General features: G+C 60.7%; 19 protein-coding genes. 10 read left to right on the top strand and 9 right to left on the bottom strand.

Annotation, left to right across the window (positions count from 1 at the left end; translation table 11 throughout):
• Positions 1-128, top strand: a 128-nt coding sequence (locus tag OXE05_09980) for an IS5/IS1182 family transposase (GenBank protein ID MCY4437646.1), incomplete at its 5' end; no start/stop codon positions are given.
• A 308-nt stretch (positions 129-436) separates the two neighbouring features.
• Here the strand turns inward: OXE05_09980 and rplT are convergent.
• Together rplT and OXE05_09970 are read right to left on the bottom strand one after the other, a co-directional pair.
• The gene (rplT, locus tag OXE05_09975; protein ID MCY4437645.1) at positions 437-802 is read right to left on the bottom strand and encodes a 50S ribosomal protein L20; all 366 of its coding nucleotides are present in this window, start codon (positions 800-802) and stop codon (positions 437-439) included.
• A gap of 497 nt (positions 803-1,299) precedes the next feature.
• Positions 1,300-1,497: a 50S ribosomal protein L35 gene (locus tag OXE05_09970; protein MCY4437644.1), complete on the bottom strand. Its 198-nt coding sequence runs from the start codon at positions 1,495-1,497 to the stop codon at positions 1,300-1,302.
• A 163-nt stretch (positions 1,498-1,660) separates the two neighbouring features.
• Between OXE05_09970 and uvrB the strand changes: the two genes are divergently transcribed.
• Positions 1,661-3,637, top strand: coding sequence for an excinuclease ABC subunit UvrB (gene uvrB / locus OXE05_09965; GenBank protein MCY4437643.1), 1,977 nt, complete (start codon positions 1,661-1,663; stop codon positions 3,635-3,637).
• Positions 3,638-4,052: 415 nt separating this feature from the next.
• Here the strand turns inward: uvrB and OXE05_09960 are convergent, their stop codons facing one another.
• Entirely contained in the window at positions 4,053-6,902 is a 2,850-nt protein-coding gene (locus OXE05_09960; protein MCY4437642.1) for an N-6 DNA methylase, read from the bottom strand.
• A gap of 392 nt (positions 6,903-7,294) precedes the next feature.
• Between OXE05_09960 and OXE05_09955 the strand changes: the two genes are divergently transcribed.
• The 3 genes from OXE05_09955 (at position 7,295) to OXE05_09945 (ending at position 10,506) form a co-directional block, all read left to right on the top strand.
• The gene (locus OXE05_09955) at positions 7,295-8,422 is read left to right on the top strand and encodes a DegT/DnrJ/EryC1/StrS family aminotransferase (GenBank protein ID MCY4437641.1); all 1,128 of its coding nucleotides are present in this window, start codon (positions 7,295-7,297) and stop codon (positions 8,420-8,422) included.
• 341 nt (positions 8,423-8,763) lie between these two features.
• Entirely contained in the window at positions 8,764-9,108 is a 345-nt protein-coding gene (locus OXE05_09950; protein MCY4437640.1) for a GYD domain-containing protein, read from the top strand.
• A gap of 231 nt (positions 9,109-9,339) precedes the next feature.
• Positions 9,340-10,506: an aminotransferase class V-fold PLP-dependent enzyme gene (locus tag OXE05_09945; protein ID MCY4437639.1), complete on the top strand. Its 1,167-nt coding sequence runs from the start codon at positions 9,340-9,342 to the stop codon at positions 10,504-10,506.
• Between the two features lie 179 nt (positions 10,507-10,685).
• Here the strand turns inward: OXE05_09945 and OXE05_09940 are convergent, their stop codons facing one another.
• The 6 genes from OXE05_09940 to OXE05_09915 all read right to left on the bottom strand — a co-directional run bounded on the left by OXE05_09940 (position 10,686) and on the right by OXE05_09915 (position 18,560).
• On the bottom strand, positions 10,686-11,477 hold the full coding sequence (locus OXE05_09940; GenBank protein ID MCY4437638.1) for a sugar phosphate isomerase/epimerase: 792 nt from the start codon (positions 11,475-11,477) through the stop codon (positions 10,686-10,688).
• A 790-nt stretch (positions 11,478-12,267) separates the two neighbouring features.
• Entirely contained in the window at positions 12,268-13,344 is a 1,077-nt protein-coding gene (locus OXE05_09935; GenBank protein MCY4437637.1) for an alcohol dehydrogenase catalytic domain-containing protein, read from the bottom strand.
• 1,128 nt (positions 13,345-14,472) lie between these two features.
• Positions 14,473-15,483, bottom strand: coding sequence for a DUF3604 domain-containing protein (locus OXE05_09930; GenBank protein MCY4437636.1), 1,011 nt, complete (start codon positions 15,481-15,483; stop codon positions 14,473-14,475).
• A complete protein-coding gene (locus OXE05_09925; GenBank protein MCY4437635.1) occupies positions 15,456-15,677 on the bottom strand; it encodes a hypothetical protein in 222 nt (73 codons plus the stop codon). The genes OXE05_09930 and OXE05_09925 overlap by 28 nt, the downstream gene beginning before the upstream one ends.
• Positions 15,678-15,901: 224 nt before the next feature.
• On the bottom strand, positions 15,902-16,720 hold the full coding sequence (locus OXE05_09920; GenBank protein ID MCY4437634.1) for a M55 family metallopeptidase: 819 nt from the start codon (positions 16,718-16,720) through the stop codon (positions 15,902-15,904).
• 463 nt (positions 16,721-17,183) lie between these two features.
• Positions 17,184-18,560, bottom strand: coding sequence for an extracellular solute-binding protein (locus OXE05_09915; GenBank protein MCY4437633.1), 1,377 nt, complete (start codon positions 18,558-18,560; stop codon positions 17,184-17,186).
• Between the two features lie 537 nt (positions 18,561-19,097).
• Here OXE05_09915 and OXE05_09910 point away from each other — a divergent pair.
• The 5 genes from OXE05_09910 to OXE05_09890 all read left to right on the top strand — a co-directional run bounded on the left by OXE05_09910 (position 19,098) and on the right by OXE05_09890 (position 25,629).
• A complete protein-coding gene (locus tag OXE05_09910) occupies positions 19,098-22,685 on the top strand; it encodes an excinuclease ABC subunit UvrA (protein MCY4437632.1) in 3,588 nt (1,195 codons plus the stop codon).
• Between the two features lie 235 nt (positions 22,686-22,920).
• Positions 22,921-23,202, top strand: a complete 282-nt coding sequence (locus tag OXE05_09905) for a hypothetical protein (GenBank protein ID MCY4437631.1) — start codon at positions 22,921-22,923, stop codon at positions 23,200-23,202.
• Positions 23,203-23,206: 4 nt separating this feature from the next.
• A complete protein-coding gene (locus OXE05_09900) occupies positions 23,207-23,608 on the top strand; it encodes a type II toxin-antitoxin system VapC family toxin (protein MCY4437630.1) in 402 nt (133 codons plus the stop codon).
• A gap of 106 nt (positions 23,609-23,714) precedes the next feature.
• Positions 23,715-25,013 carry an AAA family ATPase gene (locus OXE05_09895; protein MCY4437629.1) on the top strand — a complete coding sequence of 433 codons (1,299 nt, stop codon included), beginning with the start codon at positions 23,715-23,717 and terminating at the stop codon, positions 25,011-25,013.
• Entirely contained in the window at positions 25,003-25,629 is a 627-nt protein-coding gene (locus tag OXE05_09890) for a DUF4276 family protein (GenBank protein ID MCY4437628.1), read from the top strand. The genes OXE05_09895 and OXE05_09890 overlap by 11 nt, the downstream gene beginning before the upstream one ends.
• Positions 25,630-25,796 lie beyond the last annotated feature (167 nt).

Genomic DNA, 25,796 nt, shown 5'->3' with positions numbered 1-25,796 from the left:
TGGTGGAAAACGCCTTCCGCCATCTCAAAGAATGGCGGGCAGTAGCCACCCGCTATGCCAAAACGTCGGCCTCTTACCTGGCTGCCTGCCAGATCAGAGCCCTGGCGCTCTGGATAAAACTACTTTGACGACACGCCCTAGAAGAGAGTTTGCGGAGCGCGTGAAGGTATGCTCAGATTTTCGCGCATTGCCGCGTAGGATGCCGAACGGTTGGACTCGGCTCTTCTGACTTCGTAGTGCGCCAAAGAGTCTCTTACCCCACTTGTGATGTGGGGGCTGGTTCCACGCCTTTTGACGCCAACAGAGAATGCTGCTCCAGGCAAGGCGCCAAAAACTTCGTTTCAGCGGGATCGCAAATACCGTGCGAGAGGCAACCTGGCCCTCCCCCCTAGACTCCGGCTTTCGCCGGAGTGACGGAATAGCCTGAACTTGCGGGCTAAGAGGCAGCCGGTTGGGCGCCTTTGGCTACGTTTGCAAGTTCGGCAAAAGCCGCGCTGTCTCGCACGGCCAGGTCCGCCAGCATTTTGCGGTCCAGGTTGACGTTGGCTTCACTCAGGCCGTGCATGAAGGCGCTGTAGGAGAGGCCGTGTTGGCGTGCGGCGGCGTTGATGCGCACGATCCAGAGGCGGCGCATTTCGCGCTTGCGGGTGCGGCGGTGGCGGTAGGCAAAGGCCATGCCGCGCATCACTGCTTCATTTGCCGTCTTGAACAGGCGGTGGCGGCCGCCCCAGTAGCCTGAGGCGCGCTTCAGTACTTTCTTATGGCGCTTGTGTGAGGTGACGCCGCGTTTTACTCGAGGCATAGTCTCTCTACTCTTTGGTGTTTGCTATGTTTCTTCTACAGGTTCAACCTAGTCGACTTGATGGGTCCCCCTCACCCTAGCCCTCTCCCCAGGGAGAGGGAACCAGAGGAGCGCTGGATTGGTGTAATCGACTTAGTGCGCCATACATCAATATCCTGTGCTACCGTCGCTCTTACTCAGCAAAGCAGCCAAATTGGACTACTTGCCCTTGATGGGGTTTAGCGTGAACGGCGGGGGACAAGCCCCCGCGCTACGGCCCGGCATCCGTCATTCCCACGAAAGTTCGCCCCACGCACGGGGGCGCGAAATCCATCTCTTCCTTATCCTTGCCCCTGAAGTTTGTTACCTATCTTTCCGCAATTTGGCGGGGGACAAGCCCCCGCGCTACTCTCATTCGTTGCTTTGCGTCTCGCTTCAGGTGTATTCTCCCGCCTTTTCATCCTTCGACCCTTCGACCGGCTCAGGGCAGGCTCAGGACGAACGGCGGCGACTGGCACTTACTTAATGCCGGCTCCGGGAAGGAGTTGCTTGACGCGTTTTGTCTCGCCATCGGGCGCTTCGAAATACTGCGTCGTCATGCGCAGCGTACGCGGCTTCTTCTTGCGGCGCAGGTGGTTCATGCTCCCTTTCGGTCGCATCAGCTTGCCGGTGCCGCTGACCTTGAACCGCTTGCGCGTACTTTTGTGCGTCTTCATCTTAGGCACGAATCTACCGCCTCTCTTCTCTGAGGAATCGAATGCTATGGTATCATACACGGAGTAGTGGGCACAACTGCCTGTCGCCCCAAGCGCGCTCTGCGCTTTACCTCGGTCGTCATTCACACGCTGCTTTGGGAGAGAGTCCGTGCCTCCGTTTCAAATGGTCACAGAGCTTGAGCCGCGGGGCGATCAGCCGGCAGCCATCGACCAACTGGTCAGTGGTTGCCATGCTGAATATCCCTTTCAAACCCTCCTTGGCGTCACCGGTTCCGGCAAGACCCTCACCATGGCGCAGGTCATTCAAGCCATTCAGAGACCCGCCTTGGTACTAGCGCCCAATAAGACCCTGGCCGCGCAGCTCTTCTCCGAGTTTCGCGATTTCTTTCCGGAAAACGCGGTCGAATACTTCGTCTCCTACTACGATTACTACCAACCTGAGGCGTACCTTCCCCGCACGGATACCTATATCGAGAAAGATTCCGACGTAAACGAAGAGGTAGAAAAACTCCGCCTCTCGGCCACGCGGTCTTTGCTGGAGCGGCCGGACGTCATCATCGTCGCCAGTGTATCCTGCATCTACGGCATGGGCTCGCCCCACGACTACGGCCAGGTGGTAGTCCCGCTAAACGTGGGTGAACAGTACCGCCGCCAGAACGTGTTACGGCGCTTGAACGACATCCAGTACGAGCGCAATAACGTGGACTTCAAGCGCGGCACGTACCGCGTGAAGGGCGACGTGCTCGACATCTTTCCCGCCTATGGCGACACGGCGATACGCATAGACTTCTTTGGCGACGAGGTGGACCGCATCATCGAGATCGATCCCCTCACCGGCGAAATCCTCGACCAGCGGCAGGCCATCAACATCTATCCGGCGAGCCACTTCGTGACGCCGGTGGAGCGCATCGAGTCCGCCGTCAAGAACATCGAGGCGGAGCTCGACGAACGCATTGCCGAGCTCGAGCGCGAAGGCAAGCTGCTTGAGACGCAGCGCCTGCTGCAGCGCACCCACTTTGACCTAGAGATGTTGCGCGAGACCGGCCATTGCAAGGGCATTGAGAACTACAGCCGCCATCTGGACGGCCGCAATGCCGGCGATCCGTCGTGGACGCTGCTGGACTATTTTCCGAAAGACTTCCTGATGTTCATCGATGAGTCCCACGTGGCTGTGCCGCAACTGCGCGGCATGTACGCCGGAGACCGCTCCCGCAAGCAGGTGCTGGTGGACTACGGCTTCCGCCTGCCGAGCGCGCTGGACAACCGGCCGCTCATGTTCCAGGAGCTGGAGCAGCGGCTCAACCAGGTAGTCTTCGTGTCCGCGACGCCCAGCATGTATGAGCGCGAACGCAGCAGCCAGGTGGTGGAGCAGATCATTCGACCGACCGGCCTGGTAGACCCCTCCATCGAGATCCAGCCCACCGCCGGACAGATAGACCATCTCGTCAGCCAAATCCGCCAGCGGGTGGAGCAGCACGAGCGCGTATTGGTTACGACACTCACCAAGCGCATGGCCGAGCAGCTCGCCGAATACCTGAACGAGATCGGCATCAAGGTGCACTACCTCCACTCGGAAATCGATACTCTCGAACGAGTTGAGATTCTGCGCGACTTGCGGCTAGGGGTCTACGACGTGGTGGTGGGCATCAACCTGCTGCGGGAGGGTCTGGACCTGCCGGAAGTGTCGCTGGTGGCGATCCTCGATGCGGATAAAGAAGGCTACCTGCGCAGCGAGACCTCGCTGGTGCAGACCATCGGTCGCGCCGCACGGCACGTCCACGGCCACGTGGTCCTCTACGCCGACAACGTCACCGATTCTATGCGCCGCGCCATCGACGAGACCTACCGCCGTCGCGAAAAGCAAGTCGCCTTCAACGATCAGCACGGCATCCAGCCGGAGAGCGTGCACAAGGCGATCCGCGACATTACCGATACCATTCGCGCCGTGGCGGAAGAGGAATCCAGCTACCAGGCCGAGCACAAACCGCTCTCGGCCAAGGAGTCGGCCAAGCTCATCAAGGAGCTTGAAAAGCAGATGCGCAAAGCGGCGAAAGACCTGGACTTCGAGCGCGCCGCGCTCCTCCGCGACCAAATCCGCGAGATCCGCGCCGGCCAGCAGGAAGCAGTGATCGTCGAATAGGGCGGCCCGGGTTTGGGTGACTTGCGTCGTATGTAAGTGTCATTCCGAGCGCAGCGAGGAATCTAGGATCCCTGCTCAACACACTTTCACGGTCTCAGCACTCTAGATTCCGCGCTACGAGCGACACTCCGCTACGCTCCGTTCGGAATGACATGTATTCAGGCAAGCACAGAGCCTTGCTCCCATGTTTCTTCTACCAAATCTGTCAAAGAATTACCTGACATTTACAATTCCGAGCGCAGCGAGGAATCTAGAGATGCTGATTTTGCGGGAGTGTGCCTTAGATTCTGCGCTCTTAGCGACACTCCGCTGCGTTCAGTTCGGAATGACATGTGAATGCAAGTGTAGAATACATACTCCTGTCAGCCCAAGAGTGGGAGAGGGTTGACCTGCTAACTCAAAAGGATGGTTACTACTAATCGTCCCTACCCGCGCCGCTGTTGAGCGCCAGCAACTCGGTGAGAAAGTCTTCATCCGAAATGTCCGCCGGCCAACCGTATGCGGCAGCCACGGCGGCGTCAAGGGCTGCGTGTGCGTCGGCGAGCCATTGCGGGCGGGCGTTGTAGAGGTTCGTGAGCGTGCGCTGCTTGAGTTCCTGCGCTGCCGCCTCGTCGCGAGGAACGGGCCGCTTTGGATAGCCGGGGACCGGCTCGTCGACCCACTCGACCCACTCCGGCGGGTTAAGCCAACGGTCGCGCCGACTCACGAGGCACCGGGCGGCGTCCGCAATGGCGAGCGCACGCGGGTCGGAGGCGTACTCAGCCGCGGGCACGTCCGGCGTCAGGCCGGGCGGGAACGGGAACGTCGCGAAGGTGGTACTCGGCGTGTAGCGAGGGTCGTTGCCCTTGCCAAGCCACGTGCAGAGCCGGAGCGACCAGACCTCATGAAACCGGCTATGCAGGATCCCAAACGTCGTGTCGTCGTCGCGGGCGATGACGATCAACTGATGATCGGGACAGATGCGCGATTCACACCATACGAATAGCCTGTGCTTGGCGACGGTCGGAGTCGCAATATATCGCGACAGGCCGTCGAGCGCTGCCCACATTGCAGGCCGAGGGTTCCAATGCCGGAACCAGAACTCACGGCTCAACTTCTCACGATTTCGTTGCCGAATCGGTCTGACATGCTCGAGAGCGTAGGTGAAAGGCGCTTCGTAAAGCGCGACTTCGGCCTCGCCCATTTCGTCGCCAAAGTCGATGATCCACTTGCCTGCCGGCCGGCGGGTCAGGTCCATCCCGTTTACCCACGGCTTCAGAACGTCAGCGTTCGTTCGGCTGTTCGGGTTCGCCGGCAGACGGAGCCACTCACGCGCCAGGTCACCGGGGATATCAAACGGCCCACGCTTGATATCGCCCTGGAAAGCCGCGCCTGAGTTCGTTCCCAATGGGGCGGCCTGCGTCAAATCGAGCGAGCCGCCCGTCAAGTCAGCGTTGATTCGGGGCGTGTCTTCCCCATTGAGGCGGACAGCCAAACCATCGTCGCTGCTAGCGAAACATATCAGCGAGACCCTGACAGCGGCGCCATCCACGACCCACGGCTCGTCCGACCACGCTTCAAAGATGGCACCCTGTTCGAGAATGCGGTCCAGTACAAGCCGGTTTGTGCCGCCGCGGATGGAATTTGTAGCCACGAGGCCGACGCGTTTCAGCCGACCCTCAGCGACGAGCCGTCCGGCTTTGGCGAACCAGTAGCACACCAGATCCGGTCTACCGCCTACCCAATCGGCGTACACCGCGGGCAGCGCGTCGGCTACGGCGTCCCCTAGCTCCCGGCGCATTCGCCGATTTCCCAGGAACGGCGGATTGCCGATTACCACGTCCGCTTTCGGCCAATCCGGTTCGGTGTTGTCCGGTGTCAGGATCGCGTCACGGCACTCGATGGTGTCGAGCGGCTTCAGAATCGGATCGCGCGCTTCCGAAAAGCCGTTGCGCCGCATCCACTGAATCTCGCCGATCCAAACCGATACACGCGCCAACTCCGCCGCGTATGGGTTGATCTCGATGCCCTTGACGTTGGCCGGGCCGATCCCAGGGAACGCCCGCTGGAAGCCGAACGCCTCCGCTTCGACTTGCACCCGGTGCTCCAGGTCCTTGAGCGCCTGCAAGGCCAGATAGAGGAAGTTGCCGGAGCCGCATGCCGGGTCGAGCACCGTGAACGCCCGCAGCCGGTCGAGGAACGTCCGGTACCGCCGTTCGGCTGCGTTCCGGCGGTTCGTGCGAGTGGAGGGAGACTTGGCGGCATCCCCACGTTCCAACTCAGTTGTGATCTTGGCCTTCTCCACGGACCATTCGTCAAGCCACGGGCGGTTCACCACCGGCTCGACGATCAGCATGATCTTGTCGCGGTCGGTGTAGTGCGCGCCAAGCTGGGCGCGCTTGCTGGGGTCCAGCCCGCGCTCAAAGAGCGTGCCGAGGATCGACGGGTCGACCTCGGACCAATCAAGGCGCGCCGCCGCCAGCACGGTGTCAATGTCGGACTTTTCCAGAGGCAACGCCGTGTCGTCGTCGAACAGCCCCCCGTTGAACCATTCAACCGTCTCGAAGCCGACGCGTCCGCCGGAGGCCATCACCCGGAAGAGATCGCCGGCAAGGTCGGCAAAGTCCCCCGGGGTGAGTCGCGCCTGTTCCAGCATCCGCGTGAACATCTGGCCAGGCAGCAGGCCCACGTCGTCAGCGAACATACAGAAGACGAGGCGGTTTACGAAGTGCGCAACTGCGCGCGGGTCGTGTCCGCGCTCCCGTAGCGCCTGCGCGACCGCCGCGAAGGACTGCGCCGCCTTTTCGGTGAGCGCTTGCCGCGTCTCCCCCGGCCGCAGCCGCTCCGGGTCCGAGAACACCCACTTGAGCTTGTCGCGTGTCGCGGCGTCAGCCAGGTCGTCCAGGCCGAACTCGTAAGTTCTGCTGACGCTGTTCGTCCAGTTGGTGCGGATGCGGAACCGCAGCATATCGCAGACGATCAGCAGCGGGGGGTTTTCCAGCGCCAGCGAGTACTGACGGAGCTGGTCGAATGCCGCGTCGAGGTTCTTATGTTTGCCCTTGTACTCCCAGGCGAAGTGATGGCGCTTCCAGACATCGGCCCAGCCGTCCTTGCCGGAGTCCTTGCGAGCTCCCCGCTCGAAGCAGTACGTCTCGCCGGTCGGGTCGACGTCAGCGGGTTTGGGTTCGCCCAGCAACTCGCAGAGGTCGAGGAAATGTTGCTGCGACGCTGAGCGCTCCGTCAGCGTGGAGGCTCGCCACTTATCGATGAACTCGTACGGTGTCATGCGCGCGCTCCAGGCAGCGGCCAACGGCGTTCTAAGATCCACGCTTGGGCGGTTTCGTCGTACGGGAATCGGCGGGACTGCTCGGCCACGTCGATGCAGGTACGGTTGGACTTGCCGGAAGCGTTGCGGGACGTGTCATATGCTCCTGGATTTGAAGGATAACACAGCAAAGTGCCGAAAGTGAGTCGAGCACTTTTCGGCTGTCTCATTGAGGGAGAGTGTAGAGGCACGACGTGTCGTGCCCTTATGTTTTGCCGGACACGGAGGCAGGGGACGTCTAAGAGCAGACGATGCCACAGGCGGCGGGGCAAGCAACTAGCTGCGCTCAATACAGTATCATCAAGAGACCAATACGACGTTTTGCGCGATAGGCACGTGAGAGGGCAAGCACTATGAGCAAGAAAGTTTTCGACGCGGAGGACATCGCGGCGGTGACGCGGGTGCTGGAATCCGGGGTGCTCAGCGCCGGGTCGGAGGCGGCGGCGCTGGAAGAGGAGTTTGCGGCGGCGCTGGGGGCGAACCATGCGATTTCCTGCAATTCCGCCATGGGCGGGCTGCATGCGGCGCTCTGGGCGGTGGGTGTCGGCGCCGGTGATGAGATGGTGTGCGATCCGCTGGTGCTCTTCGGCGGTCTGGCGGTGCTCTATACGGGGGCCATGCCCGTGTACGCGGACGTTGACGAGTCCACCCACAACATGGACCCCACCTCGCTGGCAGAGCGCATCACGCCGCGCACCAAGGCTATCATCGTTACCCACCACTGGGGCGAACCCGCGGACATGTCAGGCATTCTGGCGGTCGCGGAGGCGCACAGGCTACCTGTGATCGAAGACTGCGCCCACGTGCTGTTCGGCGAGTTTCAGGGGCGCAATGCGGGGACGCTCGGCTCTGTGGGCGTCTTCAGCTTCCAGTCGTCGAAGCACCTGAGCACCGGCGACGGCGGTATTGCGGTCACGAATGATGCGTATCTTGCCGAGCAAGTACGCGCCATTATTACGTTTGGCGCGGCGCCGACGCGGCTGGCGCACAATTTCCGCATGACCGAAATGACCGCCGCCGTGGCACGGGTGCAGTTGCGCCGCGCGCGTGACTACGTGGCGGAAGACCGCGCCAGCGCCCAGCTCTATGCGGAGGCAGCGGAAGGCTGCCCGTGGCTTAAGCCCCAAGCAGCCAGCCCAGATAGCGTCCATGCCTACCATCTTTGGGTGGCGGCGTTTGCGCCGCATTCGGGCGGACCCTCACTGGAGGCATTTAGGGAGGCATGTGCTGCGGAAGAAGCCGCGTTCAGCTTCGGCTACGTCGGCGTGCCGGCGTACCTGCATCCCGTTTTCAGTTTGGGCGGCGCGTACGGCGTAAGCCGCGACCCGCAGTCGCAGCCGCTGCCGTACCGGCGGGGTTGGTGTCCGGTGGCGGAGTCCCTGATGCCGCGTCTTATGATTACGGGCATCAGCGCCCGCGAACAAGACTTCCACCGCCGCAATGCTGATGCGCTGCAGAGGGCGGTGCGGCGGCTGTCCTAGGCGCGAACCGCCGCATGTGCTACGAGCAGTTCTGACAACAAGAGTGACGGAGTCCCTTTCAAGGGAACGACGGGCATCCCGCTGGAATGATGAAAGTGTGGGGCAATTCTCTGGCTGCTGCAGGCGGTCAGAACGGAGCCGACGGGATATACTAGAGACGGATGGATTGCAGGTCAGGCTGGCGAATCTTGGCTGGTTGAGGGTCTGTTGTCCGCGGACTGCGGATATGGGCAAATGCCAAGTCTATGTTCCAGCGTGGCCTGCACGGGGAAGAGCGTTAGTCCGCGTGCTCTCAAGGGCGATGATCGCGGATAGTGCACAACAGAAAGGATTGATGCGCAATGCCTACGTTCATGTCACAGTTTTCCTATGACATAGAGACCTGGAAGCAACTGGCCAATAGTCCGGAGGACCGGAGGGACGCCATCGAGCCGCTGCTGGAGAGCCTCGGCGGCCGTCTGATCGGCGTGTGGTATGCCTTTGGCGACTACGATGGGGTCGTGATCTTCGAGGCCCCGGACGGCATGACCGCCGCGGCCGCAGTGATTGCCGCCATTTCGCCGGGTCACGTCAAGACAGTTAAGACGACGCCGCTGCTTACCGTGGATGAAATGCAAGCTGCGCTCGGCAAGACGAAGTTCGCGGCCGAAAGCACATCGTACGACCGGCCCGGCGGGTCGGGCTAGCCGCTGAGCGGCGAGGCGGTGCGGTAGCAGTAGTAAGCGCTTGCCTAAGCTAATGCTTGCTATTTGACGCCGAGCGGGGAAGCGGGGGATAAACCCCCGCGCTACGGCCTGTTAACGAGGCTGCGCTTCCCGGTGCACGAGCACGCGGACGAGAGTCCGAAAGTGCGGACTATAGGTCCGATGAACCGAGTCCAAGCGTTTAGGCGGTACAGAACCAGAAGAGGATAAGGCATGTTGGACATTCCGCGCATTCGAGAGGACTTTCCGGCGCTGCAACACGGCATCTACCTGCACACGGCCGGCATTGGGATGAACGCCCGTCCGGTGCTGGATGAAGTGACCGACCGCTGGCAGTTCTTTTTTGAGCAAGGCCCGTGGTTCCAGAGCCGCCGCGACGAGCGCTTTCTGCACAAGCAACGCACCCGGGAGGCGCTGGCGCGGTTATTTCACGTGCCTGCCGATACGATCTCGATGGTGAACAACGTCTCCAACAGCATCAGCATGGTGGTCTCGGGTTTGCCGCTGACGCCGGGCGACGAGATCATTACGAGCAATGAGGAGGACGACGCCCTTTGGCTGCCGCTCTATAACATCGGCCGCAAACGGTACGGCGCGGTGATCCACCACATGCCGGTTGGCGCGACACCGGAAGAGAATCTCGCCAATTTCACGGCGTTGCTCTCCCCGCGTACCAAGCTCGTGGCGTTGAGCCACGTGACGCAGGACCGCGGCACGGAACTGCCCGTGGCTGAGATGTGCCGCCTGGCCCGCGAGCGCGGCGCGTTCGTCTACCTTGACGGCGGACAGGCTGTCGGCCAACTCGACGTAGATATTGCCGCCATCGATCCTGACTTCTACGCGGTGCTCGGCTACAAATGGATGCTCGGTCCCTATGGGACCGGCTGCTTCTACGTGGCCGAACGCATGCGCGACGTGCTGCAGATTTCGTGGTCCGGCAGCCACGTGGCCAAGCACATAGATTTCGAGACCGGCGCGGTCGACTGGCAACCCTATCCAGGACGGTTGGAATGGGGTTCGGTGAACTTTCCCACCATGGCGGGGCTGGGCGTCGCCGCGGAGTACTTAGAAGGACACGGGATAGAAGCTATCGAAGGGCGCAGCAAGCACCTCTCGCGCTGGCTGCGCGGCGAACTGCTCAAGCACCCGAAAGTGGTCTGCTACGACCCGGAGCACCCGGATGCGCACACAGGCATCGTGGCGTACGGCGTCGATGGTGTATCCGGCGCTGATCTCGCTGCCTATCTGCATGAAAATGAGGTCTGGTGCCGCGCGCTGATGCACGACGACATGCAGGGCGTGCGCCTGTGCACAGCTTTCATCAACAGCGAAGAAGAGATCGAACGCGCCATCGCCATCATGGCCGCCATGCCGCGGTAAGCGGGGCCGAAGGTTTGCTGGCCGGGAGCGTTGCGCTCTGCTTCACGAATTGAGATTCCTCACCCGCTGGAGAACTTTTCGTAACTCCTCATGCAGAAGCGAGAGTTTGCTTGCAATTCCCCGGACAGTTGTGGGGTAGCCCTGCACGTTTCTCCAGCGGGAAGCGAGGACTCGTTGCGCTACGCCATGCAGCTCTTCAAGTAGGCTGCCGTGGCCGGCAAGGACTCTTCCGGATCGCCGGTAATGCCGCACTCCAGCGCCATGAAGCCGTCGAAGCCGATCTCCTGCAGGGCGGCAAAGCCGGAATTGAACTCCGTGTGGCCTGTGCCGGGTTGGGTGCGGTTGCTATCGGCGAGATGGACGTGTTTCACGTATTGCGCCGCATCGCGGATGCTGGCCGCAATGTCCGCTTCCTCGATGCTCATGTGGAAGAAGTCGGCCATGATATTGACGTTGGGATGGTCCGCCGCCGCACAGAGGGCAGCGCCGTCGGCGAGCGTATTGGCCAGGTGCGTTTCATAGCGATTGAGCGGCTCCACGAGGATATTCGTACCCTCCCGCGCGGCGCTCTCACCCGCCTCGCGCAGCAACTCAACGTAGAGATTGCGCTCCAGGTCCGCGCCGGACTGATAGGGTGAAAGATCTGGGAAGATTGGATCGCGCCCCCGCACCGGCACCGCGATGACGCCCACGAGACCCAGTTCACCGGCCAGCGCCAGCAACCCGCGGAAACGCTCCATGCGCGCGGCGCGGTCGTCCTTGGTCACGCCCAGCAGATCGTGTTCCGAGCCGGTGCAGACCGTGCTGGCCTGCACGCTGCTGTTGCTGAGCGCCTGCTTGACCTCCGACAGCCGCTCCGCCAACCGGCCGTGCATCAACTCCACGCCTGCAAAGCCGAAGCGCTCCAAGTTGTCGATCTTCTCCTGGAACGTCTCTCCCGGTACCTTGTTCTCCTGACAGGCGATCTTCATACGATATCTGCTCCTTATCTCCTAGGAAGTGTCTATGTAAATGAATACCCTCTGCGGCTTGGATGTGGCCCGCGACACTCTCAGTTTAGCGTGCCCGCCCAAGAGCGGGAAATGAAGCCCACGCTACCGTTAGACTCTCCGTCCAAGAGCAGGGGACAAGCCCCCGCGCTACTGCCGAATCTTTCCGTCATTCCCGCGCACGCGGGAATCCATCTTCTCTTGACTTGGTGCAACTCAACCCGCCCGTGGGACAAGCCCCCGCGCTACACGGATAGGGCCCGACCGGTCCGTCATTCCGGTGAAAACCGGAATCCATCCTATCGTCGTGCCGAAATCACCTTGCAGGCGGGGAAATGCTCCTGCAGTCCCTGCACATAATCTCGCCTACCCAGAGCGGGGGACAAGCCCCCGCGCTACACGGATAGGGCCCCGACCGGTCCGTCATTCCGGTGAAAACCGGAATCCATCTTATCGTCGAGCCGAAATCACCTCACCGGGCGCCGAAATCACCTTACCGGCGGGAAAAGCTCCTACAGTCCCTGCACATGGTCTCGCCTACCCAGAGCGGGGGACGAGCCCCCGCGCAACAGCATTAATCACAGCGATCCGTGGTCCGTCATTCCGGTGAAAACCGGAATCCATCTTATCTTCGTGCCGAAGTCACCTTACCGGCGGGGAAGAGCTCCTGCAAGTCCCCTTCACACAATCTCGCCTACCCAGAGCGGGGGACAAGCCCCCGCGCTACTCAGATTTCATACACTGTGAAATCGCGGCAAGAGCCCTCTGCCACTCACGGTACAATCATTACCTTCATGCCCTCGGCATTATTATGCGCCGCCTCGATGGCATCCGGAAACGCGCTGATGGGGAACGTATGGCTGATGAGGGGGTCCACGGTGACCTTCTCCTGCAGCAGGAGGTCCATAGCCAATGGATACGTGTATGGACTGAGGTGCGCGCCGTGGATATTCAGCTCTTTGCGGTCGCCGATGATGGTCCAGTCGGCTACCACGTCATCCCCAAACACGCTGAACTCGACGAACGTGCCGAGCTTGCGCACCATGTCCAGCCCTTGCGTCACGCCGGAAGGGTGGCCGGTGGCCTCGATGTACACGTCGCAGCCGTAGCCGTCCGTTAGGTCGAGCACTGCCTCCATCGCGCCGGGGTCGGTGGGGTCCAACACCACGTCCGCGCCAAACTCGGTGGCCAGCGCCCGCCGCCGCGGGTGCAGGTCGATGCCGATGAGCTTGCCGGGTGAGTAGAGTCGTGCCGCCTGTAGCATGCAGAGGCCAATGTTGCCAAGCCCGGCAACCACTACGGTATCGCCAACTTCAATCTCGCCGCGTTCCACCGCATGGAGCGCACAGCCCAACGGTTCCACGTAGGCTGCCTGTTCCGCCGTCAGGCCGTCCGGCACCTTGTGGACGATGGCATTGCGCGGCACGCGTACGTGCGTGGCCATGCCGCCATCACAGATACCGCCCTTGAAACCGAAAATATAATTGACCTGGCACATCCAGTAGTGGCCGCGTGTGCAGAAGCGGCACTGCCAGCAGGGCACGATCTGCTCCACCACGACCAGGTCGCCTGCTTGCAAGCCGTGCTGCTCCGCCACCGCCGGATCGACAGCCTCGACGTACCCGCTAAACTCATGCCCGGGCACCACCGGCGTAATCACGTAAGGGCGGCGGGTCTCGCTGCCCCAGAAGTGCCCCGCGCCGTCGTAGCACTTGATGTCGCTGGCGCAAATGCCGCTCGCAGCCGTGCGCAGAATCATGGACGCATCCGTCATGACCGGCATCGGCGCCTGCTCCACCCGATAGTCTTGCGGCCCGTAACAGACCACCGCATCCATCAAGTCCGCCATAGTAATGCTCTATCTCACTTAAGGAATACAGTCTGTCAGTCTCTCGTCAGCTAGCACCGGGTCAACGCAATTCCATCAAAGACCCAAGCACTCAAACGATCCACGCTCCCCGAGGTTGCCTATTCATCGCTGCGGCAGGTGGCGCAAGTAAGCCCCCACTCCCTGGGGGGACTCCTACACGACCCGAACAACAGGGGAGGAGACTCCCTCTCCCCTGGGAGACCCCTGCACGACCCGAACAACAGGGGAGGAGACTCCCTCTCCCCTGGGGAGCGGGCCGGGGTGAGGGGATTCCTGCTCCCCCTGGACTATCCACGTGAAATACCTTTACGTACGTGTGCCAAATCCACCAAAGCGGCTCAGATTGCGGGGATTCCTCCTCATCCAAACCCTCTACCGCCGGAGACCATTGCACCACTCAAGCCGGTAAGTGAGAAGATCCCCTCACCCTAACCCTCTCCCCCAGGAGAGGGAACCGGAGCCGCTCCATGTTCACTCGGATCCGAACTCTGCTCCCTCTCCCCAGGGTAGGCCATTGCGTAACTTCGTCATTCCGGCGCAAGCCGGAATCCAGTGCGCCTTTACAACTAAAAATAGCATGATGTCAAGTCGTTTCACCCTCATCCCAACCTTACCCCTCAAAGTTGAAGAGTTATGCAAAGGTCTCCCTGGGGAGACTCCAGCACGACCCAAACAACAGTCACGTGTACCCCCTCTCCCCTGGGGAGAGGGCCGGGGTGAGGGGATTCCTGCTATCCCGGTACTCTCTACCTATAGGACTCTTACGCAATTGCACCGGGTCGGTCAAGGTGGCTCAGATTGCGGGGTTTCCCTTCACCCCGTACCCCGACACTCGAGTATCTCGAGGGAAAGAGCGAGAATCTACCCCGACCTTGCTACAGCGAGATGGCGAGACACCAGTGCGCCATCTCGCAGACTGAGCAATGCGTGCAACGCTCTCAGTATGGTAAGGGTTTCGCTGCAGTGTCAAGGTAGCGCAGGGGAGGCTTCGTAGGAGAGATCCCCAGCCCAGCACGACAGCGGCGGCGAGGTTAGACACAGGGCCAAACAAGCCATTGACTTGCGCCGCCCGCATGTCCTGAATCGTGCGGAGTTTACCACGGAAGCCTACGCCCGCACAGTGAACCAGACCGGGCTGGACCACGCCGTGCGCTCGTCAGCTTGCACCACGCGCACGTAATAGTAGACCAGCGAATCGTCGTCGCCAGCGGCCACGGGCGGTGAGACTTTCACGATCTTCTCCATCGGATCGTCGTCTACGAGGTCCACGGTCACATCTGCCGACGTCTCCTGCGGCCGGAATCTCTGCACGTCGACGTTATTGCGCACCAGCGTGATGTGAGCGATGGGCGCGGTGCCGTTCACGGCAACATGAATCGTGCGCGGCTCGTCCGGCAGCGCGCCGCCGTCCGCACCCATTTCCAGGCCGTTCGTCTCGGTCCAGAGGCGGATCTTATGGCCGGTAGCGGCAAAGCAGCGGCGGGCGTGCAGGGCGGCAAAGATGCCCTCGCGCGTAAAGTCCTCCGCGTAGACGCCGGTCAGGCCGGCGCCGAGCGCATTACGGCGCTGGGTACCGCGCCCCGCCAGGATTTCGTTCAAAGGGCGACCTGGAATCATTGGATCAAACGGGAAATGGTGTCCCCCGGAGTGGCCGGTGTGGTTGTCGCTGCCGCCGATCACGCCTGGGCGGTGTCCCCGCGCCAGGCCGTCCTGCAGGAACGAACCCGGGACGCTGGGCGACCAGTTGGGATCGCATTCATGCGGGTTACCCTTGTACTCGTAATTGCCCCACATGGACGTGATCTCAACTATCGGCTCGTAGCGTGGATTGAACGTCGACCAGTCATAGGGCGTGCGGTCCCGCGCCAGATGGTGCGGAATCAACATCGCCCCATACGGTAGTTCATCAAACGCCGCCCACACCTCGTCGAGCGAGCTCACGGCGCTGCCGCTCGGCAGCAAGGGCGGTTCGTCGTCGCAGAAGAGCGCGTTGTGATGACCCCAGGTGCGGTCTTTGGGCGAATTCCACTCGTATGCCGGGAAGGTCACGAACCTGCCGGGATCCTGATAGGCGCGGTTCGCCTCCAGGATCACCCCATACTGGTCGTCGGTAAGCATGATGGGCGTTTTCCCCCCATGCCCGACCAGGTGTGATCGGTGACGGCGGCGAAATCTATCTCCGCCACGTCACGCGCGTAGCGGTAGCAGTCGGCGGGCGAGCCGTCGAACCCATCCGGTATTGCCTCTGGCTTGAAGCACGGCGAGTATTCGGCGTGGATGTGGGTATCTCCCCAGAGCAACGTGTAGGTCATGCTTAACCCTTCTATAAGCGATTCTAGGTAGCAGCCAAGCTCAAGATTCCGGTGCCAACACTACTACGGTACAGGGCAGTCGGCGTAACAGTTTTCGGATGCGGCGGACGCAGGTTACAAACCTGCGCTACGAAGTCTATTCGTCACTTTGTCCGCACAAGTTAGTTTGGGGCTAACTAGCCGACCCTAGCGCTCACTGGGCTTCGTACACTGCGCAGCTATCGTCAACGCGCTTCGACGTGCTTGCCTAACTCGAGCGGTGCCCTGAATACCTTTAGAATGTCATCGCCGGTGACGCGGGCCTCACCCCCGGGGACGCCGTTCTCAGGGCGCTGGGTGTGTACGAGCGTGTAGGGCGGCTCCAGCCAGAAGAGGCCGATGTCGTCACGGCGTGCGATGCCGCGCTTCACGCCCTCGTAGATGAGCTGCCGCGCTTTGGTGGGATGCAGGTGAATGGCAGCGCCGTTGAACGCGCGGTTCTCGTCCATGCCAAGACCGGTGGCCGAACCCCGGTCAAGGCCTTCCTTTACCACCGCCGTCTCGATGCCCGGCGCCAGCGCCTGCGCTTCTGCCGCCGCTGCCAGATCGCCGCTCAGAAAGACGTACGGCACGCCGAAGTACGCCGCGCTGATAAAACTCCGGCCACTTTCGCCGATGGAGACTCCGTTGATGGTCAGCTCCTCCACTGTAAACGAACCGGAATGGGCCAGATGGCCGCCGGGGGCATTGGACTTGGCATGCTGGCCGATGCTGATGGCGACGTCAAACGATGCGTCGAGGACGGCGCCAATGGGGCGCGGGCGTCCTTTCAAGAGTTTCGCTGCCGGGTGCAGCAGCATGGGCGTGATCGCCCCGTGCCCGTGGCCGTCCGTCACCACAATGTCCGTAGCACCGGCTTCCAGCGCCCCTTCGATGGCAGCGTTGACTTCCAGCGTGGTCAACTCGCAGCCGCGCTCGTAGTAGCGGGACTCCGGGAAGCAGTAATTCGGCGAGTCGATAACCCCCGCCACGCCTTCCATGTCCGTCATCACGTAGACTTTCATACTAGTAATACCTTCAGCGCTTGCGGCTCAGCATGAGTTAACTGGATTTGCTCTGCGGTCGTGAGCTTGCATTGCGGTCACACTTGTAAGAAAAAGCGCACACGTCGATCCGTCATTCCCGCGCAAGCGGGAATCCATCTTCTCCTTAGAACACAGACCCTAGCTCGCTTTGACATACGCAACCGGTATCACATTGCACCATCTCTGGACTCCGGCTTCCGCCGGAGTGACGGATTGCGAGGGCCGCTTACCGGGATCCCGTTCGCCCTGAGCTTGTCGAAGGGTGAACAGTGGCTGCCAACCCCAGTTCTAAGCCAATGGGCGGGGGACAAGCCCCCGCGCTACGGTTCACACTACACTGCCAAACCCATCGTAGGGGCACGATATATCGTGCCCCTACGGCGAGCAACATGCCAAACGCTCGCAACTCTCACATCAGGAAGATGGCCGTCGCTGCTTCAGCCTATTCCTTCGGCACCAGGAGTTCGTTGATGATGTCGGTGGCAACGCGGCCGTACTCCTCCGGCGTCAGTTCGCCGGCATCGTACGCGTCGAAGTGCGGACGTAGAGCGGTGCCGACGTCGCCCCAGGTGGGGTAGGCGTTCATGCCGTAGCTTGCCGGCGGGCTAAATTTAGCTTGCTCCGCGTGGGCGATGGCATCGAAACCAACAGTCTCTTTGAGCTGTTCGGCCGGCATATTCACTGCCGTCTGCACCGCCGAAATTGTGTGCCCCATGGCTAGCGTGAACTCCGTATTGGGTTCCGGCTCCATCATCCAGCGGTTCACCTGCCACGTCTCGTCGGGATTCAGACTAAAGCCGATGAGGATTGCCGGGAACCAGGAGCGGCCGGAGATATTCACCTCTGCGCTGAACGGCAGGGTCGCGCCAATTGCCTCGAACTCCACTTGCCGGTAGCCGTTCGTGATGTTCATGCCCACTTTGCCGGTTTCCCACATGGCGCGCCGACCGGTATTGGCCGCGCCCAGACCTTCGGCGTCCTCCGCACTCGGCACCACGCGGTGTTTGAGTTTCAAGTCTACCCAGTAGGCCAGCCCCTCGATGAACTTCGGATGATCCATCGTGGCGACCTGCCGTTCAGCGTCCCAGGAAATCTGGCCGAAGTACGCGCCGCGCTGGTGGCCGCGCGTGCCGTCGGAAGCGGAGACGCCGCCATTGTGCCCAAACTGCTCGTTGCCTTGCGTCATCGCCTTGGCGTATTCGAGGAATGTATCCATATTCCAGGAAGCATCGGTGGGATTGATGGGCGGCGGCTCCAGGCCGGCAGTATCCAGCATCGTCTTATTGAGCAGCACGGCATCGCAGTTACCGGAGCCGGGCCACCCGTACAGGACTCCCCCAACAGTCCAGTGCGTCAGACTGTTCGGCAGGAAGTGCTCTGCGGGCACCAGGCCGTCGGCCTTGAAGAAGTCGTCCAAGGGCGACAGGATTTCGCCTTCGATGAGGTCGGCGAACGAGCCCCAGCTCGTGCGCAGGAAGTCAATGGGTACGCCCGACGCTGCCTGGACGAGCAGCTTCGTCTTCGCCTCATCACCGCTGGACATATTCTGGATTGTAATGGTGATGTTGGGGTTGGCCGCCTCAAACTTGTCGAAGAGCGCGCGCACCTTGAGGGTGGCGCTATCGGAATCGCGTGAGAGGTACGTGAGTTGCACTTCCTCTGCCGGTTCCGGCGCGGCTTCGGCTTTCTCCTCCGGCGCTGCCTCCTCTTCCATGGGCGCGGCAACCTGCACCGTACCGCAAGCAGCTAGGAAAGCTGCACCGCCAACTATCGGCACTGCTGCCAGCATCGTGCGGCGTGAAAATCGTGTCTCTTCCATGACCATTGCTCCTTATAGGGGGGGGGTCTTTGGAATGAAACCACCTATACATACGGCGGGTCTATTGACACACACGACCGGCGTGCCCGCATACGCCAGCGCTTGCGGTTAGTATATGCAATGTAATATTGACTGTCAATAGTCTGCTTCAATGAGAGGCATCGTGGTACCATGGAGACTGATTCGCGAAACTGCTATGCACAGCAATGCCCTGCCCACATGTCATTCCCGCAGATGTCAGGTAATTCGTTGACAGATTTGGTAGAAGAAACATGGGAGCAGAACTCTGTGCTCGCCTACATACATGTCATTCCGAACGGAGCGCAGTGAGGAATCTGGAGGACTGGACTCAGCGAACTACGTGTGGCAAGGACTCCGGATTCCGTGTCTTTGATAAAGTCAGCGTCCTTGACGAAGCCAACGTCTTTGACGAAGTCAACGAACATTGTTCGACGTTGCGCTCGGAATTACCCGTAGGGTCAACATCGTGTAGCTGTGTGCCCCGTATAGCACCAATAGAGGCGATCCCAAAACTCCATGGCTGAAGAGTACATCGGCATCCGCGGCGCGCGCGAACACAACCTGAAGAACATCGACCTCGACATACCGCGCGACAAGCTGGTGGTCATCACCGGCCTTTCCGGCTCCGGCAAATCGAGCCTGGCCTTCGATACCATCTTTGCCGAAGGGCAGCGGCGTTACGTGGAGTCCCTTTCGGCCTACGCTCGGCAGTTTCTCGGCATGCTGGAAAAACCGGACGTCGACCACATCGACGGTCTCTCACCCGCCATTTCCATCGACCAGAAGGGCGCCAGCCGCAACCCGCGCTCCACCGTCGGCACGGTAACGGAAGTGTATGACTACTTGCGCCTGCTCTTTGCCCGCATCGGCGTGCCCCACTGCCCGGAGTGCGGCCGCGAGATTTCCCAACAGACTGTCCAGCAGATGGTGGACACGCTGCTCGACCTGCCCGACGGCACGCGCTACATGATCCTGGCCCCTATCGTGCAGGACCGCAAAGGCGAGTACCGGCAGGTGTTCGAGGACGCGCGCCAGGCGGGTTACGTGCGCGTGCGCGTGGACGGCACGGTCTACGATCTAGATGAGACGCCGACCTTGGACCGCTATAAGCAGCACACTATCGAGATTGTGGTGGACCGCTTGGTGAACCGGGGCGGCGAAACCGATAAGACGCGCGTGGCAGACTCGTTGGAGACTGCGCTTCGGTTGGGCTCCAGTGTGGTGCGGATTGTGATTGTTGACGGGGCAGGCCGTCATTCCGGCGCAAGCCGGAATCCAGTCCCCGATGGTCAATTCGCAGAGAGCGGAAAGACAGGCCCTGCCCGTCACTCCCGCGAAAGCGGGAGTCCATCCGGAGAGGTTTCGACTGAGTCTCATTTAATCGTTGGTGATGGAGAGGGAAACGAAGAGAAGATGGATTCCCGTGAAAACGGGAATGACGGAGAAGGCGGGGATCCATCTGACCGTCATTCCGGCGCAAGCCGGAATCCAGTCCCCGATGGTCAATTCGCAGAGAGCGGAAAGACAGGCCCTGCCCGTCATTCCCGCACGAGCGGGAGTCCATCCGGCGGAGACGCGGCAGTGTCCAACCTGCGTGTGAACGCAAGTACCGGCAGCGAAGAGAAGATGGATTCCCGCGTGCGCGGGAATGACGGACAAGAGTCTGACGACAGCCGGAAGCCGGTCGAACTCCTCTTCTCTGAGCAATTCGCCTGCGTGCACTGCGGCATTTCGCTGGGCGAGGTGGAACCGCGCACGTTCTCCTTCAATAGCCCTCACGGCGCGTGCCCGGAGTGCACCGGCATCGGCACGACCATGGTGTTCGATCCCGACCTGATCGTGCCCAACAAGCGGCTCTCGCCCATGGAGGGCGCCATTCTGCCGTGGTCGCGGCTCACCGCCAAGGATTCTTACCTCTATCAGGTGGTGAAAGCGGTGGCAGAGCACTACAATTTCTCATTGCGCGTGCCGGTGGCGGAGCTGGCGGCAGAGCATGTAGATATCCTGCTCTATGGCATTGAAGAGCGCGTTCCCGTAACGGTGAAGGCCGCCCGCGACGAGATGCGCACGTTTACGGTGGACTTCGAAGGGGTGATCCCCAATTTGCAGCGGCGCTACAAAGAGACCGATTCCGATTACATGCGCGGGGAAATCGAGCGCTTCATGACCGTGCAGCCCTGTCCCGCTTGCCAGGGCGCGCGCCTGAAGCCGGAGAGTCTTTCTGTCACGATCAACGCTCACACCATCGCGCAGGTAACGGCCTTTGCCGTCAAGGACGCCCGCGCCTGGTTCCAGGCGCTGCCGCTCACCGAGCGGGAACGCCTGATCGGCCGCCAGATTCTCAAGGAGATTCGGGCGCGGCTGCACTTCCTGGAGAACGTCGGTCTGGACTACCTCACTCTGGACCGCGCCACCGCCACGCTTTCCGGCGGCGAGGCGCAGCGCATCCGCCTGGCGACCCAGATTGGCTCCGGCCTGGTGGGCGTGCTTTACATCCTGGATGAGCCGTCCATCGGCCTGCACCAGCGCGACAACCGCCGTCTCATCGAGACACTGAGCGGCCTGCGCGACCTGGGGAATACCGTGCTGGTGGTAGAGCATGATGAGGAGACGATCCGCTCAGCCGATCACGTGATCGACATCGGGCCCGGCGCAGGCGAGCACGGCGGCCGCGTCGTGGCGGCGGGGCCGCTGGAGGACGTGATGGCCGTGGATGAGTCGTTGACGGCGGCTTACCTGACCGGCCGGCGGGTGATTCCGGTGCCGCAGGAACGGCGCGGTCCTGCGACGGGCTCTGGACAAGGCCCTTCGACAAGCTCAGGGCGAACGGATGTGGGAGGGTCGGGGCAAACGGCTGGGGGAGGAGGGTCAGGACGAGTGGCTGCGGCAAGCTCAGCACGGGCACCTGCGAGGAAGTCAGGAAAGGCGCTAGCGGCGGACTCCGGTCACAGCCCTGCGACAGGCTCTGGACAAGGCCCTTCGACAAGCTCAGGGCGAACGGCTGCGGGAGGCTCTGGGCAAACGGATGTGGGAGAGTCTGGGCGAACGGTTGCGGCAGGCTCGGGGCCTGCGGGAAGAGCAAGAATTACGGTGAAAGGCGCACGCGCCAATAATCTCAAGCGCATCGACGTGGACTTCCCTTTGGGACGGCTTATCGGCGTGACCGGCGTCTCCGGCTCGGGCAAGAGTTCGCTCGTCATCGACGTGCTCTACCGCCGCCTGGCGCAGGAGATCTACAACAGCCGCGAGCGTCCCGGCCCCCACGACGCGATCCTGGGCCTGGAAAACATCGACAAGGTCATCGACATCAACCAGCAGCCCATCGGGCGCACGCCCCGCTCGAACCCGGCGACGTACACCGGCGCGTTCACGCCCATGCGCGAGATATTCGCCAAGACGCCTGAAGCGCGTGTGCGCGGCTACAAGCCGGGTCGCTTCTCTTTCAATGTAAAGGGCGGCCGCTGCGAGGCCTGCCGCGGCGACGGCATAATCAAAATCGAAATGCAGTTCCTGCCGGACGTCTACGTGCCCTGCGAGGTCTGCGCCGGCCAGCGCTACAACCGCGAGGCGCTGGAAATCACCTATAAGGGCAAGACCATCGCCGACGTGCTCGACCTCACCATCGACGAGGCCAACGCATTCTTTGAAAACATCCCCAGCATTCACAATAAGCTCAGAACGCTCGTGGACGTCGGCCTAGGCTACATGCGCGTGGGACAGCCCGCTACCACCCTCTCCGGCGGCGAGGCGCAACGCATCAAGCTAGCTTCTGAGCTTTCCAAACGCGCCACCGGCCGCACGCTCTACATCCTGGACGAGCCCACCACCGGCCTGCACTTCGCCGACGTGGAACGCCTGCTGGAGGTGCTGCAACGCCTGGTGGACACCGGCAATACGGTGATCGTGATCGAGCACAACCTGGAAGTGATCAAGTGCGTGGACTGGGTGATCGACCTCGGCCCCGAAGGCGGCGACGCCGGCGGTGAAATGGTCGCCGAAGGCACCCCGGAAACGCTGGCCCACCTACCCCACTCCTACACCGGCGTCTACCTCCGCGCCGTCCTGGAACGCGACGGCGCACTCGAAAAAGCCCACGCGTCGTAGCCGATTCTATCGAGTGCACGGCGATTGATGCGCTCCGGCCTGCCTCGCAACACCTGTGTGCTGCTGTTTACACCAACAGGAATAGGGTGAGCTGATATCTTGACGTGGTGCGAGGCAGCCTTAAACTGTTGCAAAACCCCGCAGTACCGGCATTTGTGCAGCGTGAATATGCCATAATGATTGATGTAGCGGAGAGTCCAGCGTAGACCAACGGTGGCGCATTGAGGAAAGCCCAATGGCAGCGGAAACTAAGGTCGTCAACGTCGCGCCGGAAAGCGAGCTTGGGCGTTTCTTGGAAGAGATCGGCGGAGCGCCCGTAATCCTGGACAAGGACGGCGAGCGCTACGTGCTGGCACGGGAAGATGCCCATGACATTTGGGTCGATTACGACCCGGAGAAGGTCAGGCAGGCATTGCGCCAGGGCACAGGCATTCTGGCGGGTGTCGATCGAGAGAGCCTGCTTAGCGAGATTCACGCTGCGCGCGAACAAAACAGCCCCGGACGCCCCGACCGCTAGTTCAATGCCCTACCTCATTGATTCAGATTGGGTAATCGATTTTCTTGCCCAAGACTCCGAAGCGTTGCAACTCATTGAGCAACTCGCACAAGAGGGCATCGCCATTAGCATTATCACTTATATGGAAGTCTATCAGGGAGTGTTGCGGAGCCAGGAATCGGAAGCGGCGTCGGCACAGTTCGCAGCCCTCGTTGCAACAGTACCAGTCCTGCCATTCTCTCGCGCCGTGGCGGAGCGATGCGCCCGGCTGGGGGAAACACTCAGACAGCAAGGGAATCGCCCCCAGCAACGAGCACTTGATCTCATAATTGCAGCCACTGCGCTCACGCATGATCTGGTCCTCGTCACACGTAACGTTGCAGACTATCAAGACCTCCCGAATCTTGTTCTATACGAACACCGTTAGTAAGAATTCAACCCACCGAGAGTCCACCGCATTTCGCCGGCAAGAACGTGTCAGACTTAGTGTTATGCTGTTTGCAACATCGCAATAGATGAGGGAATCTGCAGCCATGGCGAGAATTGAAGGCATCAGTATCAAGAACTACCGGGTGTTGAAGGACATCACGCTAGGTAAGCTATGGAATACTCAGGATACCCAACCATTGACGCCTATGACCGCAGTGATTGGCAAGAATGGTGTAGGCAAGAGTTCTCTCTTTGATGCCTTTGGTTTCTTGTCAGACTGCTTGAAACTGGGTGTAGAAGAGGCGTGCGATGCGCGTGGTCGAGGCGGATTCCATCGTATTCACGCGCAAGGGAGCGAAGAGCCAATCGAGTTCGAAGTCTATTACCGTGAAGAGACGAAGGCGCGCCCCATAACCTATGAATTGGCGATTGACCTCGACGCTGCAGGCCGTCCCTATGTCGCACGCGAACGCCTGCGCCAGCGCCGCAAGGAGCAAAGACGTGGCTGGCCGTTCTCGTTCTTGATGATGAACGATGGTGTGGGCGTGGCCTGGAAGGGTGAAGCGCAAGGGCAGCAAGTGGATGAGGATGGGCGGGTAGAGATCGATCTAGTCGCATTTATGCGGCAATTGGCAGGCGAGGAGCGCGCGGAAACGGAGTTCGTCGAGCTTCAAGACAAACGCAGACTCGGCATCGCAACCCTTGGCGCCCTGAAGCAGCATCCGAGAATTGCGGCATTCCGCCAATTCATGGAAGGGTGGTATCTGAGCTACTTTACGCCAGACGCCGCCCGTAGTCTGCCCTTGGCCGGTCCGCAAAGGCGTTTGAACGCCCATGGCGACAATCTAGGCAATGTCGTGCAATACATGGAGCGCGAACACCCGGACAGATTCAAGCGTATCCTAGCGCGCATAGCTGAACGGATTCCTGGTGTCGAAAGCATAAGTACGCAGCAGAGCCCCGACGGACGCTTGCTGTTGCGCTTCAATGACCGAGGATTCACTGACCCCTTCTTTGCCCAGCAAATGTCCGATGGCACATTGAAGGTCTTCGCCTACCTACTCATGCTGGAAGACCCGGAACCGCCGCCGTTCATCTGCATCGAGGAACCGGAGAACGGGCTCTATCACAGACTGCTGGAAGTCTTGGCTACAGAATTCCGCCGCCACGCCACGGGTAGAAGAAATGCACCACAGATATTTGTTACAACGCATCAACCCTACTTCGTTGACGCGCTCAATCCTGACGAGACCTGGGTGCTGGAGAAAGGCACGGACGGCTTCGCTACCATTCGCCGCGCCAGCGACGATGAGATAGTCCAAGCCATGGTAGACGAAGGACTACCGCTTGGAAGTCTCTGGTACAGCGACTACCTGGAGCGGAGCGAGGCCAATGCACTTTGAAGTATTGGTTGAGGACCAGTCGGGTAGCATTGCCCTTAATCAAATATTAGAAAAGATTCTCGGCTCCAACTATACTAATCACTCTTGGAAGTTGCGTCCATACAAGGGGCTTGGTCGCATTCCAAAAGGATTGCGAGGTACCTCGGACCCGCAGCAGCGAATACTGTTGGATCGATTGCCAACCATTTTGCAGGGGTATGGTCATAGTCTCCCAGACTCTGCTGTAGTTATCGTGGTCGTGGACTTGGATACGCAGAACTGCCTGGCATTCAAGCAGGAACTGCTCGAAAAATTGGTTGAATGCAATCCCCGTCCAAGGACACTCTTCAGAATTGCCATTGAGGAGAGTGAAGCCTGGCTGCTAGGAGACCGCAACGCTGTGAAGGCCGCATACCCCGGTGCAAGGGATTCGGTCCTTAATTACTACAAGCAAGACAGCATCTGTGGAACTTGGGAAGTCCTGTCTGATGCAGTCAATCCAAAAGGGTCGAAGCGTCTTAAGAAAGTCGGTTACCCAGAGGTCGGAATAGCCAAGTGCGATTGGGCCCGCAACATCGCGCCGCATATGGATGTTGATCAGAATCAATCTAAGAAAGGTCTGAACAACTCGGCGTAAGCTAGGGTTATTGGTGTGTGCGGGAATGCGGGGTGGTTTGGGGTGTGTGTTTGGCATTTAGGTGGGATTGTTTTGCCCATGTTTTGGCGCTGTGAGGAGTGTTTCCGCTCCCAGCCGTGTTTTGGACGCACTACTGCCGTGTCACGTCGTCACGTAGCGTGCGGCCG

Source organism: Chloroflexota bacterium (assembly GCA_026710945.1).
Lineage (GTDB): Bacteria > Chloroflexota > UBA11872 > VXOZ01 > VXOZ01 > VXOZ01.
Note: the sequence above shows the minus strand (reverse complement) of the source record. Positions and strands in the feature narration are given on the sequence as shown.